The sequence below is a fragment of the Serratia sp. (in: enterobacteria) genome (assembly GCF_052400455.1).
Lineage (GTDB): Bacteria > Pseudomonadota > Gammaproteobacteria > Enterobacterales > Enterobacteriaceae > Serratia > Serratia ureilytica.
Map to the genome: position 1 here is coordinate 4,794,392 of NZ_CP185812.1, position 13,873 is coordinate 4,808,264.

Genomic DNA, 13,873 nt, shown 5'->3' on the forward strand with positions numbered 1-13,873 from the left:
GCCGACAACGGCCCGCGCTCAGCGGGCGGTAACGCGGCGAATATAGGCGAGCGTATCGGCGACCACGCCGTCCAGCGGCTGGTTGATGTCGATCGCTTGCACATCCGGCTCCTGCTCGCCCGGCTCTTCCAACGTGGCGAACTGCGAAACCAGCATCTGCGGTTTGAAGAAATGACCTTTGCGCTGCTTCAGGCGCTCCTCGATCACCGCCTTGTCGCCTTTCAGGTAGAGGAAATGCAGGTTGCTATTCCCTTCGCGCAGGCGGTCGCGATAGCTTTTCTTCAGCGCCGAGCAGACCAGCAGCGACACGGGATTGGTGCGTTGCATGGCGAAGATGGCGTCGTTCAAGGCCGCCAGCCACGGGGCGCGATCGTTGTCGTCCAGCGCATGCCCGGCAGCCATCTTGTTGATGTTGGCGCGCGGATGCAGATAATCGCCGTCCAGCATGGCGGCATCGGCCTCGCGGGCGACGGCGCTGGCTACGGCGGATTTGCCGCTGCCGGACACGCCCATCAGGATAAATACGTGATTCTGCGGATTGCTCATTGTGTCATGCCCTTATGGGAACTGGCGCGAGCGCCAAATGCGTCCCGACTGATAAAGATACTTTGGAACGCCGACGCCCCGCAGGGCGCCGGATAAAGATTATACGACCGTCGCCAGCAGCAGGCAGCCCACCAGGCCGCACACCGAGATGATGGTTTCCAGCACTGACCAGGATTTGATGGTTTCCATGATGCTCAGGTTGAAGTACTCCTTGAACAGCCAGAAACCCGGATCGTTGACGTGCGAGAAGATAACGCTGCCGGAACCGACCGCAATCACCATCAGCTCAGGGCTGACGCCGGTAGTGGCGATCAGCGGCGCCACGATGCCGCCGGCGGTGATTGCCGCCACGGTGGCGGACCCCAGCGCCAGACGCAGCGCGGCGGCGATAGACCAGGCCATCAGGATCGGCGAAACGTTGCTGCCTTCCATCAGGCCGGCGATGTACTGCTCGACGCCGCTGTCCACCAGCACCTGCTTGAAGGCGCCGCCGCCGCCGATGATCAACAGCATCATGGCGATGATTTTAATCGAATCGGTGATGGTGCCCATCACTTCATCCATGGTGCGGCCGCGGTTCAGGCCGAAGGTGAAGATAGCGATCAGCACGGCGATCAGGGTCGCCATCACCGGGTCGCCGAAGAACTCGGCGAAGCGCAGCAAGCTGTGGCCCTTCGGCAGCACCATTTCAGCGACCGCGCGCAGCGCCATCAGGATCACCGGCACCAGCGACGTGGCGACGCTGACGCCAAAGCTCGGCATCTCCGCGTCGGTAAAGGTTTTCGGGTTGTACAGGCCTTCCGGCACCGGCTTGTCGATGCCTTTCAGGAAGCGGGCATAGACCGGGCCGGCCAGGATCACCGTCGGGATCGCCAGCAGCGTGCCGTACAACAGGGTTTTACCCATGTCGGCATGGAAGATGGTGGCGATGGCGGTCGGGCCCGGGTGCGGCGGCAGGAAGCCGTGAGTCACCGACAGCGCGGCGGCCATCGGCACGCCGACGTACAGCAGCGGAATGCGCGCGGAGGCGGCGATGGTGAACACCAGCGGCAGCAACAGCACGAAGCCCACTTCGTAGAACAGCGCGAAGCCGACGGTGAAACCGGTCAGCACCACCGCCCATTGAATGTGTTTTCTGCCGAACTTGTCGATCAGCGTGGTGGCGATGCGCTGTGCGCCGCCGCAGTCCGCCAGCAGCTTGCCGAGCATGGCGCCGAAGCCCATGATCAGCGCCAGGCTGCCCAGCGTGCCGCCCACGCCGGCCTTGATGGAGCCGATGACCTTATCGACCGGCATCCCCTGTGCAATCCCGACCGCCAGAGCAACCAGAACCAGAGAGATAAAGCCGTTCAGCTTGAAGCGGATCATCAGCAGCAGCAGCAGCGCTACGCCGCCTGCAACAATCACTAATGGCATAGTTTTTCTCCAACCTTTTATCGCGACTCTCTTTACGATAGGCGTAAAGCGTGCGGTTGTTTTATTTTTAGGCTCTTTCCCGGTGTTTAAGAAGAGCTGTAGGTGTTGTTGATTCAGAGGTTCAGTCTTGCAGCAAGATGACCGCCCACTCGTTGTTACCGGTATCATGATACCGGTAACAACATAAGCCTCGGAACCGGGTAAGCGGCTAAAATTCGCGTTCTGGGACAGAGATCAAACTTATGTCGGCAACGAGCGGCGGGCTTACAGGCGGGATAACCAGCGCGCCTCAGGACGCGCTGCAAAAAGAAAGGGTGTTAAAACAGAACGTTAAAATGGCTCAGATGCTGCCGCCTGGGATCACGGTGAAACCGACGTCCACCATGCGCGGGCACACCGTTTCGCCGCGCAGCCGGGCCAGCAGGCGCTCGGCGCCGATCTGCCCCATGCGCTCGCGCGGGGTCAGCACGCTGGCCAGCTTCGGCACCATCACCTGACCGATGTCATGGCCGTGGAAACCGGCGATCGCCATGTCCTGCGGGATCGACAGCCCCTGTCGCTGGCACTCGAAGGCCGCGCCGATCGCCAGGTCATCGTTGGTGCAGAAGATACTGTCGATCTGCGGATAATCGCGCTGCGCCTGGCGCAGCAGCTCGCCGCCGGCGGAATAGGAGGAAGACCGCGCGGTCATGATGCTGTACGGCTCCAGGCCGGATTCACGCATCGCCTGCTCATACCCCTGTTGTTTGATGATGGTACGTTCATCCTGACGGGCGCCGAAGTAGACCACGTGACGGTGGCCGTGCGCGATGATTTGCTGCGTCATCTGGCGCGCCGCCTCGAAGTTGTTGAAGCCCACCGCCAGATCGATGCACGGCGAGACGCAGTCCATCAGCTCTACCACCGGAATGCCCGCCACCTCGATCATCTTCAGGGTGCGCGGCGTGTGGTGGCGCTCGGACAGGATCAAACCGTCGATATTGTAAGACAGCAGCGAGGTCAGACGCTCTTCTTCGCGCTCCGGCAGATAGCCGTAGTGCGCCAGCATGGTCTGGTAGTTGTGCGCGTCGGTCACGCTTTCGATGCCGCGCAGCACTTCGGCGAACACCTGGTTGGTCAGCGACGGCAACAGCACGCCAATCGCCCGGCTGGTGGCGTTGGAGAGAATGTCCGGCGCGCGGTTGGGGATGTAGCCCAGCTCATCCAGCGCGACGGCGATTTTTTGCTGCAGGGCGGCGGAAACCTGGTCGGGATTGCGCAGATAACGGCTCACCGTCATCTTGGTCACGCCCACCTTGTCCGCCACATCCTGGAGTACCGGCCGTTTTTTCTTCATTATCAATGAACTGACTAACCGTGAATGGGCAGTCATTTTAGCAAAAAAAACGGCGCGCCGATATTGTCGGTTATGCGACGGCCAACGCAAAAAGGGCTCACACCGTGAGCCCTTCATACGCAGACAAAGGGGGAAAAAGCGTGGTTTCTCCCCCTTTGTGACGAGCAGCCGAAAATCAATAAATTGATTTTCCTTGTTTTTATATGTTTTGCCGGCGTTAAGTCAGGCAACGTCGGCAGGCGAATCACTCACTTCAAGGGCTCACACCGTGAGCCCTTGATATTTACCGCTTAATCACACCGGCGGCAGATCGAACAGCAGGATTTCGCTCTCTTCGTCGGCCTGAATCGTCAGCGCCGATTCATCCCACACCGCAAACGCGTCGCTGATGCCGGCGGCCTGGCCATTGACCGAGACCTTGCCGCGCACCACCTGGATCCAAATGCGGCGTCCGGCGTCGATCGCGTATTCCGCCTGCTCACCTTTATTCAGCGCCCAACGCGACAGCGTCATGTCCTGGAACACCTTCAGCGAGCCGTCACGCGCATCCGGCGACAGCACCAGCTGACAGCCCTGCGGCGCGTCGAACATGCGCTGTTCGTAGCGCGGCTCCAGCCCGACCTGATCCGGGATGATCCAAATCTGGTACAGGTGCAACGGACGATCCTGATTGGCGTTGTACTCGGAGTGACGCACGCCGGTGCCCGCACTCATGATCTGGAATTCGCCGGCCTGGATCTGCTCCTTGTTGCCCATGCTGTCCTGGTGTTCCACCGTGCCGCTCAGCACGTAGGTCAGGATTTCCATGTCTTTATGCGGGTGGGTACCGAAACCCTGCCCTGCGTCGATCACATCTTCGTTGATCACCCGCAGCGCCGAGAACCCCATAAAGTTCGGATCGTAGTAATCGGCAAATGAGAAGGTGTGCCAGCTATCCAGCCAGCCATGATTGGCGTGGCCGCGGTCTTCCGCTTTACGTACATAAATCATATTCAACTCTCCTCAATGTTTTTTTACAGTCTAGTCCTGCCAGCAGAATAAGAAAGCGTAAAAAACTCATGCCTCTGTTCAAAAATTTCGATGAAATGAAACGGCGGATGGGCAGCGGATTTGTTGAAGGCGGAAGCGGCTGAAAAATGGCAAAAAAAAAGCCAGCACCCGAGCTGGCTAAGTAAACACTGGAAGCAATGTGAGCAATGTCGTGCCTTCGCAGCGAGAGTATCAAGGGTTGATGCCCTCCCCGGAACGCATCGCAATAATAATCATTATCATTCGCACCTGTAAAGCGTTTTTTTTGACCCGTTTAAATAATATTGACTCAAGGCAGTAAACGGATAAATTCAGAGGTTATTCAACCGGTAAGCGACAGGAGCAGCGAGATGAGCGAGATCGTGATACGCCACGTGGAAACAACGGATGCGCAGGCCCTGCATCATCTTTATTCTCAGACGCCCGTCTACCGCGATACGCTGCAGCTCCCGCTACCGTCCGTCGAGTCCTGGCAGAAGCGCCTCGCCAATCCCGAACCGGGCACGCATAACCTGGCCGCCATCATCGACGGGCAGCTTGCCGGCCAGTTGGTTGTGATGCTGAATCAGCGCGTTCGCCGCCGCCACGTCGCCACCTTCGGCATCGGCGTCGATCCGCGCTACCACGGTAAAGGCGTCGGCAGCCGCCTGATGCAGGCGATGCTCGACCTGTGCGACAACTGGGCGGCCATCGAGCGCATCGAACTGACGGTGTTCACCGATAACCCGGCGGCCATCGCGCTGTACCGCAAATTCGGCTTTGAGATAGAGGGCACCAGCCGCGCCTATGCCATGCGCGACGGCGTGCTGGTCGATGCCTACCATATGGCGCGTCTGCGCTCCGGGCAGCCACGCGCAGATGCGTGATCTCATCCCCCCGCAGGGGCCGCTGCGCCGGCCCCTTAACATCAACCGCCGAACCTTTTTACAAGCGCTGGCCGGCCTGACCGCCGCCGCCGGCATGTTCTCTCCCCTCACCCCATTAGGTGCCGCTATGCCAACTTCCGCCACCGGGCGCCCTGGCGCCCGCAACCTGATTACCGATGTGCCGGGCCTGAAGGTCGGCGTGGCGCAGGACAGCCGGGTGCGCACCGGCGCGACGGTGATCCTGCCGGACAGCCCGGCGATGGCCGCCGTGGACGTGCGCGGCGGCGGCCCCGCCACCCGGGAAACCGACGCCTTGGGCGAAGACAATCTGGTGCAAACCATCGATGCGCTGACGTTCAGCGGCGGTTCAGTTTACGGCCTGGCGGCGGCGGACGGCGTCGCGGCCTGGCTGGGGCAACAGGGCCGAGGCTACGCGCTGCGCCCAGCGCCCGGCGTGCCGGTCTCCCCGATCGTGCCCACCGCCTGCCTGTACGATCTGGCCAACGGCGGTGACAAAAACTGGCAGCTCACGCCGCCGTATCGCCAGTTGGGCATCGACGCGGTCGGCAAGGCTGGATTGGACTTTCCGCTGGGCACCGTCGGCGCCGGCTACGGCGCCATGACCGGCATGGGCAAGCTGAAAGGCGGCCTCGGTTCGGCGTCTATCGTCGCCGCCAACGGCGCTACCGTCGGCGCGCTGGTGGCGGTCAACAGCCTGGGTGCGGTGGTAGCGCCCGGCACCCGCGCTTTCTGGGCGACGCCCTATGAAATTGACGGTGAATTCGGCAACGGCGGCGCGGCGGCGCTGGCGCAACTGCGCGCTCAGGGCGAAGACTGGATGGTGCAAGAGCCGCAGGGCGGCAGAAAGAACACCACCCTGGCCTGCATCGCCACCGATCTGGCGCTGACGCGCGTGGAGTTGAAACGGGTGGCCATCATGGCGCAAGACGGCATGGCGCGCGCTATTCGCCCGCTGCACAGCCCGTTTGACGGCGACGTGGTGTTCGCCCTGTCCACTGGGCTGCGCGAGGTACAGGGCAGCCGCGAACTGGCGGTGCTGCAGATCGGCGCGCTGGCGGCCGACACCCTGGCTCGGGCGATCGCCCGGGGCGTATACGCCGCCACGCCGTGGCCGGGCAGCCAGGTTGCCACCTGGCGAACGCTCGGCGGCTAACGCGCCGCCATCAAAAAGGGGCGCTGGCGGCGCCCCTCGAGTTTTATTGCCCCTTACCGCTTAAATGCCGGCGGTTTCCCGAATATAGCGGCGCGCTTTCACCGCATACTCGAACGGGTTGGCCAGCGCCGGATCCTGCTCGGCCTCCACCACCATCCATCCCTTGTAACCGCGCTCGTCCAGCAGCTTGAACACCGGCCTGAAGTCGATCACGCCATCACCCGGCACGGTAAAGGTGCCCTTCTTCACGCCGTCGAGGAAGCTCAGCTTGTTGGCCTTCACTTCCGCCACCACCTCATCGCGCACGTCCTTCAGATGGACGTGGTTGATGCGCGGCAGATACTTCTCCAGGATCGCCATCATCGCCTGCTGGCTGCCTTCCGAATAGTAGGCGTGGCCGGTATCGAACAGCAGGTAGACGTCGTCGTTGACCATGCTCATGTAGCGATCGATTTCGGCGGTGGTCTGAATGCCGGTGCCCATGTGGTGATGCAGACACACCTGCATGCCTTTGCCGGCGGCGATCTTCGCCAGCTCGTTGTAACCGTCGGCCACCCGCCGCCACTCTTCATCGCTGAAGTACGGCTTCTCTTCGAACACGCCTTTGGTGGTGCCCTGAATGCTCTTGCTCTGTTCAGAACAGCCGATCACCCTGGCGCCCATGGCATGCAGGAAATTCATGTGGTTGATAAATTCATCGATGGTTTTGTCTTTTTGGCCGTCGGCGAAAAAGGTGCTGAACCAGGCGTTGCAGATCTGGATGCCGCGAATATCCAGCATCGGTTTCAGCACCGCCGGATCGCGCGGGTATTTGCTGCCCACTTCGCTGCCGGTGAAGCCGGCCAGCGCCATTTCGCTGACGCACTGCTGAAAGGTGTTTTCCTTGCCCAGATCGGGCATGTCGTCGTTGGTCCAGCCGATCGGCGCAATGGCCAATTTCACGTTGTCTTTATTCATGGTCTGCCTCGGTCCTTGGAGGGCCGCCGGTGCAAACGCCGCCGGCGAGCCGAATAAGATTAGTTGCCCAACAGCTCTCTTTCGATGCGCTCTCTGGTCGCCACCGCCTGGCTCGGCATCTTTTCCGGATAGCCGAACAGCGAGGTGCAGATGATCGATTCGCCGCCGACCTTGAAGCTGCGGTTGGCGAATTCCATGTCGCGCAGCGTCTGGAACAGGGCATCGAAATTCACCTCGCCTTCGCCGATGCCGACATGCTGGTGCACCGCGGCGTCAACGCCCGGCGGGTTGACGATATAGCGGCAGTGCTTGGTGTGGTTCATGGTGTCGGCGATCAGCACGTGGGAAAGATCGTCCCCTGCGTACTTCAGCATGCCGGCCACGTCGCCCTGCCCCTTGTCGTAGTAGAAGGTGTGCGGCACGCTGTAGAGGTATTTGACGTGGTCGCTGCGCAGCGATTTCACCAGATCGGCGGTTTCGTTGCTCAGCTCACAGAAGTCCCACGGATGCGACTGGATCTCCATACGGATGCCCTCACGCTCGACGATCGGCAGCAGCTCCTCCATCGAGCGATACCACAGCTCCTCGCAGATCTCCGGCTCGTTGGGGTTACCGGCCAACTCGGTGTTGATCACCTGCACGCCCATCTCCACCGCGATTTCGATCATCCGTCGCCAGTTTTTGACCGCCGCCTGACGGCGATCTTCCCCCGGCCCGGACCAGCGATACACCACGATAAATGAGGATATTTCCACGCCGGTCGCTTTCAGGGCGTTTTTATACTCCGCCATGATTTCGCGGCTGGCCTTCGGATGCTTGTAAAACGGGTTGATCTGCGGGTGCGGCGACTGCTCGATGTACTTATAGCCCCAGTCCGCCACCTGCTGAACCATTTTGGTCACGCCCAAATCCCGGATAACGTCGACATCAAAAGCGATCTTCATGGTCACTCCTCTGCAATCGTGGGTACGGGGTTCAAGCCGATGGCTTGTTGTAAAACGCCGGGCGCGCCGGCAGGGTCACCGGTACGATCTCGCCGCTGAGCTGGGCCGCCACGCAGGCGTCGGCGGTCACGGCGGCGGCGTAGCCGTCCCAGGCAGAAGGCCCGGTCAGTTGGCCCGCGGCCACGTCGTTGATGAACCCCTGCAGCTCGACGTCATAGGCGTCGATAAAGCGATCCTTCCAGTCGGTCAGGATTTCGGTCGACAGGCGGGCGCCGCTGCGCAGCTGCACCGAGGACGGCTCCGGCAGTTTGGCGATGCCGGTTTCCCCCACCACTTCACACTGAATGTCGTAGCCGTACTGGCAGTTGACGAAAATCTCGACGTCGATGCGGGTGCCTTTGGCGGTTTCGAACAGCACAATCTGCGGATCTTTCAGATGCGGGAACGCCTTCGGGCTCTTGCGCGGGAACACCACCTGCACCGACACATAGTCGTCGTCGAGCAGCCAGCGCAGCACGTCGATTTCGTGGATCAGGGTGTCGGTGATCGCCATGTCGGTGGTGTAAGCCTCGCCGACCGTCGGGTTGCGGTGCGCGCAGTGCAACATCAGCGGTTCGCCGATCTGGCCGCTGGTCAGCACCTGTTTCAGCGCGCGATAGCCCTGGTCATAGGGGCGCATAAAGCCGACCTGCACCAGCCGCTTGCCGTACTTCGCTTCGGCATCGACGATGTTTTTGCAGCCCTGCGCGGTCACCGCCAGCGGTTTCTCGCAGAACACCGGTTTGCCGGCGGCGATGGCCGCCAGCACGAATTCTTCGTGACTCGGCCCCCAGGAGGTGACCAGCACCGCCTGCACGTCGGCGGCCTTGATCAGATCGTGGCCGCTGTCATACACCCGCGCATCCAGCTGCAGATCGTTCACCGCCTTGGCGGCGTTGTCGCGATTGATGTCGTTCACCGCCACGACGCGGGCGCCCTGCAAAACTTGACTGCAGCGACGGATATGATCGCGGCCGATGGCGCCGGTGCCGATAACCCCAATGTTCAAAGTCATTTTCGCTACCCTCTGGAAAGTGTGTTGTGTTCGAAAACGAATCAGTAATCGCGCGCCTTATCGATGTTTTCCTGCAGCTTGCGCGCCACTGCGACGATTTTCTCGCTGTCGGCCACCTGAGCGCCGCCCACGCGCCACCAGCTGAGGTACTTGTGCACCATGGTCTTCGGCAGCACTTTGATGTCGAGCAGCGTGGACACGGTTTGCCTGCGGGCGTCGGCCAGCGCGTCGAGCAGCTGCTGCTCGGTGGTGACGCGATAGGTTTTGCAGCCGTAAGCCGCCGCCAGCATGGCGAAATCGACCGGCACCAGTTTGCCGTCGAGCTTGCCGCCCTCTGGATTGCGGAAGCGGAATTCGGTGGTGTAACTGTCCATGCCGTGTTCCATCTGCAGGTTGTTGATGCAGCCGTTGGTCATGTTGTCAAACAGCACCACGTTGATCTTGCAGCCTTCCTGAATCGAAGTGACCAGCTCGGAATGGAGCATCATGAAGGCGCCGTCGCCCACCATCGCGTACACCTCGCGCTGCGGCTCGGCCAGCTTGACCCCCAATGCGGCGTTCACCTCGTACCCCATGCAGGAGTAGCCGTATTCCACGTGGTAACCGTGCTCGCCATGGTTGTGCCACACCCGTTGCAGGTCGCCCGGCAGGCTGCCGGCGGCGGCGACAATCACGCTGTCCGGCGGCAGCTCGCGGTTCAGCACCCCCAGCACCCGGCTTTGCGTCATCGCCGAGTCGGTCTGAGCGATAAATTCGGCGAACACCCGTTCGCGATCGAGGTGATCGTCTATTTCCGGCACAAAGCCTGCGCCGCTGTATTCCACCGCGTAAACCCGCTCGGTCTCTTCACGCTGGGCGCCGCGCGCCGCGGCGATGGCGTCGCCCCAGCCGGCGCGATAATCAGCCTGCGCCAGCAGCGCGCTCAGTTCGCTCAGGCCCTCGCGGGCGTCCGCCAGCACCTGCACGCCGTCGAGCTTGCCGGCGTCAAAGGCGCTGACGTTGATATTGAGGAAGCTGACGTCCGGATGTTGGAACAGCCATTTGGACGAGGTGGTGAAATCGGTGTAACGGGTGCCGACGCCAATCACCAGATCGGCCTGTCGAGCCAGCGTGTTGGCCGCCAGGCAGCCGGTTTCGCCGATGCCGCCGAGATTGAATTCATGATCGCTCGGCACCGCGCCTTTGCCGGCCTGGGTTTCGGCGAACGGAATGCCGAAGCGCTCGGCGAATTCGCGCAGCGCCCGCCCGGCCTGCGAGTACTTCACGCCGCCGCCGCACACCAGCAGCGGTTTGCGTTTGGCCGTCAGCAGCGCCAAGGCGTCCGCCAACATGCCATCGGTCGCCGGGCGGCGATCGAGCCGGTGTACGCGTTTTTGGAAGAAATAGTCGGGGTAGTCGTAGGCTTCCCCCTGCACGTCCTGCGGCAGACACAGCGTCACCGCGCCGGTTTCCGCCGGATCGGTCAGCACGCGCATCGCGTTGATGCAGGCGCTCATCAGCTGCTCCGGCCGCACGATGCGGTCCCAGTACTTGCTCACCGCGCGGAACGCGTCGTTGGTGCTGATGCTGAGATCGTAAGACTGTTCGATTTGCTGCAGCACCGGATCCGGCTGGCGGGAAGCGTAAACGTCGCCCGGCAGCAGCAATAAAGGGATGCGGTTGGCGGTGGCGGTAGCCGCGGCGGTGATCATATTGGCGGCGCCGGGGCCGACCGAGGAGGTGCAGGCGTAAATCTGCCGGCGCAATTTCTGCTTGGCGAAGCCGATCGCCGCGTGGGCCATCCCCTGTTCGTTGCGGCCCTGGTGCACCCGCAGATCGCCACTATCCTGTTCCAGCGCTTGCCCCAGCCCCAGTACGTTGCCGTGGCCGAAAATCGCGAAAATGCCCGCAACGAATTTGGTTTCCACCCCGTCGGCCAGCAGATACTGGTTATCGAGAAATCTGACGAGCGCCTGCGCCATGGTTAGCCTGATCTTGCCCATTTACTCACCCTTTAGATTGAGGGCCGCCCCGGAAAGGGCTCGCGCCGAGCCGACAATCCCGTGTTTGTGTTACGCGGCGGCAGCTATTATCTTGAGCAGGCGATGCCCGCTGCTCACGAAGTCGACAACCTGAAACGTGAAGCGATTATAAACAAATATATTTTTCATAAAATCACATTACAGAAGAAACATTTCATTTTGCGATAAAGATCGCATATTAGATGAAAAGCCCGTTTCATCTCGTGGTTTGGCCTTTACCGGCTTAGCGCCGCGCACCGGCCGGGGAACTCCATCAGCACGCAGGGCGACCGTCTTTCATCCTGCCCCGGCGCCTCTTTGCCGCACGCCCTCCGCCACCCTCTCATGGCGACTTAATCCGCTTTTTCCGCTCCTCCGTCGATGTTTTAAACGCATCACATTTTTGGGGTGTAAATTTCATTCCATATTGAAATTGAAATTTTCATTCCCCATACTATTCCCATGCTTCCTGCAAGGCGCCACGCTCGGGCCGCCGCCGGAGTTTTGCTTAAACAGAAGGAAACGGGTATGGCTACACAAGAAAAACAGCTTGATGTCATTTGTCTCGGGCGCATCGCCGTCGATTTCTATGCTCAGCAGATCGGCGCGCGTCTGGAAGACGCCGGCACATTCGCCAAATACCTCGGCGGCTCTTCCGGCAACGTGGCCTACGGCACCGCCATTCAGGGGTTGAAATCCGGCATGCTGGCCCGCGTCGGCGATGAACACATGGGCCGCTTTCTGCGTGAAGAGCTGCAGCGCGTCGGGGCCGATACCCGCTGTCTGATCACCGACAAACACCGGTTAACCGGCCTGGTGATCCTCGGCATCAAGGATCAGGAAACCTTCCCGCTGATCTTCTACCGCGAAAACTGCGCGGACATGGCGCTGACGCCGGACGACATCGACGAAACCTACATCGCCAGCGCGCGCGCGCTGGCCATCACCGGCACGCACCTGTCGCACCCGAACACCCGCGCCGCCGTGTTGAAGGCGCTGGAATACGCGCGCCGCCACGGTTTGCGCACCGCGCTCGACATCGATTATCGCCCGGTGCTGTGGGGGCTGACGTCGCTGGGCGACGGCGAAACCCGCTTTGTGGAATCGGCACAGGTGACCCGCGAGCTGCAGGAAGTGCTGCACCAATTCGATCTGATCGTCGGCACCGAAGAGGAATTTCATATCGCCGGCGGCAGCACCGATACGCTGACGGCGCTGAAAAACGTGCGCCGGACGACCGCGGCCACGCTGGTGTGCAAGCGCGGCGCGCAGGGCTGCTCGGTGTTCGAAGATGACATCGCCGACGACTGGGCGCAGGTGAAGCTGCACGCCGGCGTGCGGGTGGAGGTGCTGAACGTGCTGGGGGCCGGCGACGCCTTTATGTCCGGTCTGCTGCGCGGCTATCTGAACGATGAGGGTTGGGATCAGGCCTGCCGCTACGCCAACGCCTGCGGCGCATTGGTGGTCTCGCGCCACGGCTGCGCGCCGGCCATGCCGACCAAACGGGAGCTGGACGACTACCTGCAGCGTGAACAACAGGTCACGCGCCCGGACCGCGACGCGCGCCTGAACCACCTGCACCGGGTCACCACCCGCAAGCAACAGTGGCCGGAACTGTGCGTGTTCGCCTTCGATCACCGCAAGCAGCTGGCGGACATGGCGCGCGAAGCCGGCGTCGGCGAGGAACGCATCCCGCGTCTGAAGACCCTGCTGCTCACTGCGGCGCAACAAGCTGCCGCGCAGGCCGGCCTCGACGGCAACAGCGGCATTCTGGCCGACACCACCTACGGGCAGGCGGCGCTGAACGAAATCACCGGCCAGGGATGGTGGATCGGCCGGCCGGTGGAGCTGCCCAGCTCGCGCCCGCTGCGCCTGGAGCACGGCAATATCGGCTCGCAATTGATCGACTGGCCGCAGGAGCACGTGGTGAAGTGCCTGGTGTTTTATCACCCGCACGACGCGGCGGAACTGCGCCGCGAACAGGATGCGCTGATCGCCGACGTCTACCGCGGCTGCTGCAAATCCGGTCACGAACTGCTGCTGGAGGTGATCCTGCCGGACAGCAACGCCGACAAGGACGAGCGCTATTACCTGGAGATGATTGAACACTTCTACCAGTTGGGCATTCAGCCGGACTGGTGGAAACTGCCGCCGCTGAGCGCGGAAAACTGGCAGCGGGTCGGCGCGCTGATCGACGCCTGCGATCCCGACTGCCGCGGCGTGCTGATCCTGGGGCTCGACTCCCCGGAGGCGGTGCTGAAGGCGGGCTTTGCCGCCGCCGCAGATGCGCGCTGGGTGAAAGGTTTCGCCGTCGGCCGCACCATTTTCGGCCAACCTTCGCGCCGCTGGCTACAGGGGGAAATCGACGACGCGGCCCTGATCGAGCAGGTGAAACAAAAATACCTGACGCTGATCGGTTTCTGGCGCCAGTACCGTCCGCAGGCGGGCGGCGCGCACTGACAGCAACAGCAGGTTCACGTCCCCTTAAGGCCATTTCGCCGCTTTAAGGGGATTTTTTTGCCCATTTTCTGTGAAGTCGCGCAATGTGCGA

Annotated in this window: 11 protein-coding genes; 3 read left to right on the forward strand and 8 right to left on the reverse strand. The window is 61.7% G+C overall.

Annotated elements, in window-relative coordinates:
* Window positions 1-18: 18 nt before the first annotated feature.
* From gntK to ACORQT_RS23060, 4 genes are all read right to left on the reverse strand, one after another.
* Complete coding sequence (gntK, locus tag ACORQT_RS23045) at window positions 19-546, reverse strand: gluconokinase (protein ID WP_046687937.1); 528 nt, start codon at window positions 544-546, stop codon at window positions 19-21.
* Between the two features lie 99 nt (window positions 547-645).
* Window positions 646-1,962: a gluconate transporter gene (gene gntT, locus ACORQT_RS23050; protein WP_016930400.1), complete on the reverse strand. Its 1,317-nt coding sequence runs from the start codon at window positions 1,960-1,962 to the stop codon at window positions 646-648.
* Window positions 1,963-2,302: 340 nt separating this feature from the next.
* Complete coding sequence (gene gntR / locus ACORQT_RS23055; protein WP_004930833.1) at window positions 2,303-3,298, reverse strand: gluconate operon transcriptional repressor GntR; 996 nt, start codon at window positions 3,296-3,298, stop codon at window positions 2,303-2,305.
* Window positions 3,299-3,592: 294 nt separating this feature from the next.
* A complete protein-coding gene (locus tag ACORQT_RS23060; protein WP_182074208.1) occupies window positions 3,593-4,288 on the reverse strand; it encodes a pirin family protein in 696 nt (231 codons plus the stop codon).
* A gap of 389 nt (window positions 4,289-4,677) precedes the next feature.
* Between ACORQT_RS23060 and ACORQT_RS23065 the strand changes: the two genes are divergently transcribed.
* Entirely contained in the window at window positions 4,678-5,193 is a 516-nt protein-coding gene (locus ACORQT_RS23065) for a GNAT family N-acetyltransferase (protein ID WP_033651759.1), read from the forward strand.
* Window positions 5,186-6,367, forward strand: coding sequence for a P1 family peptidase (locus ACORQT_RS23070; RefSeq protein ID WP_047573413.1), 1,182 nt, complete (start codon window positions 5,186-5,188; stop codon window positions 6,365-6,367). Before ACORQT_RS23065 ends, ACORQT_RS23070 begins: the two co-directional genes overlap by 8 nt.
* A gap of 60 nt (window positions 6,368-6,427) precedes the next feature.
* Here the strand turns inward: ACORQT_RS23070 and iolE are convergent, their stop codons facing one another.
* Genes iolE through iolD form a run of 4 tightly spaced genes read right to left on the reverse strand, consistent with a single transcriptional unit; the run spans window position 6,428 to window position 11,304 of the window.
* On the reverse strand, window positions 6,428-7,324 hold the full coding sequence (gene iolE / locus ACORQT_RS23075; protein WP_033645315.1) for a myo-inosose-2 dehydratase: 897 nt from the start codon (window positions 7,322-7,324) through the stop codon (window positions 6,428-6,430).
* 59 nt (window positions 7,325-7,383) lie between these two features.
* Complete coding sequence (locus tag ACORQT_RS23080; RefSeq protein ID WP_033645316.1) at window positions 7,384-8,268, reverse strand: sugar phosphate isomerase/epimerase family protein; 885 nt, start codon at window positions 8,266-8,268, stop codon at window positions 7,384-7,386.
* 31 nt (window positions 8,269-8,299) lie between these two features.
* Window positions 8,300-9,322, reverse strand: a complete 1,023-nt coding sequence (locus ACORQT_RS23085; RefSeq protein WP_033645317.1) for a Gfo/Idh/MocA family protein — start codon at window positions 9,320-9,322, stop codon at window positions 8,300-8,302.
* 41 nt (window positions 9,323-9,363) lie between these two features.
* Window positions 9,364-11,304, reverse strand: coding sequence for a 3D-(3,5/4)-trihydroxycyclohexane-1,2-dione acylhydrolase (decyclizing) (gene iolD, locus ACORQT_RS23090; protein WP_033651763.1), 1,941 nt, complete (start codon window positions 11,302-11,304; stop codon window positions 9,364-9,366).
* Between the two features lie 546 nt (window positions 11,305-11,850).
* On the opposite strand from iolD, the gene ACORQT_RS23095 reads away from it, so the two are divergent.
* Window positions 11,851-13,782 carry a bifunctional 5-dehydro-2-deoxygluconokinase/5-dehydro-2-deoxyphosphogluconate aldolase gene (locus ACORQT_RS23095; RefSeq protein WP_060660157.1) on the forward strand — a complete coding sequence of 644 codons (1,932 nt, stop codon included), beginning with the start codon at window positions 11,851-11,853 and terminating at the stop codon, window positions 13,780-13,782.
* Window positions 13,783-13,873 lie beyond the last annotated feature (91 nt).

What these genes read in the sequence shown, in the direction of transcription:
- gntK (WP_046687937.1), bottom strand. Translation starts at nt 546, where the DNA reads ATGAGCAATCCGCAGAATCACGTATTTATCCTGATGGGCGTGTCCGGC.
- gntT (WP_016930400.1), bottom strand. Translation starts at nt 1,962, where the DNA reads ATGCCATTAGTGATTGTTGCAGGCGGCGTAGCGCTGCTGCTGCTGCTG.
- gntR (WP_004930833.1), bottom strand. Translation starts at nt 3,298, where the DNA reads ATGAAGAAAAAACGGCCGGTACTCCAGGATGTGGCGGACAAGGTGGGC.
- ACORQT_RS23060 (WP_182074208.1), bottom strand. Translation starts at nt 4,288, where the DNA reads ATGATTTATGTACGTAAAGCGGAAGACCGCGGCCACGCCAATCATGGC.
- ACORQT_RS23065 (WP_033651759.1), top strand. Translation starts at nt 4,678, where the DNA reads ATGAGCGAGATCGTGATACGCCACGTGGAAACAACGGATGCGCAGGCC.
- ACORQT_RS23070 (WP_047573413.1), top strand. Translation starts at nt 5,186, where the DNA reads ATGCGTGATCTCATCCCCCCGCAGGGGCCGCTGCGCCGGCCCCTTAAC.
- iolE (WP_033645315.1), bottom strand. Translation starts at nt 7,324, where the DNA reads ATGAATAAAGACAACGTGAAATTGGCCATTGCGCCGATCGGCTGGACC.
- ACORQT_RS23080 (WP_033645316.1), bottom strand. Translation starts at nt 8,268, where the DNA reads ATGAAGATCGCTTTTGATGTCGACGTTATCCGGGATTTGGGCGTGACC.
- ACORQT_RS23085 (WP_033645317.1), bottom strand. Translation starts at nt 9,322, where the DNA reads ATGACTTTGAACATTGGGGTTATCGGCACCGGCGCCATCGGCCGCGAT.
- iolD (WP_033651763.1), bottom strand. Translation starts at nt 11,304, where the DNA reads ATGGGCAAGATCAGGCTAACCATGGCGCAGGCGCTCGTCAGATTTCTC.
- ACORQT_RS23095 (WP_060660157.1), top strand. Translation starts at nt 11,851, where the DNA reads ATGGCTACACAAGAAAAACAGCTTGATGTCATTTGTCTCGGGCGCATC.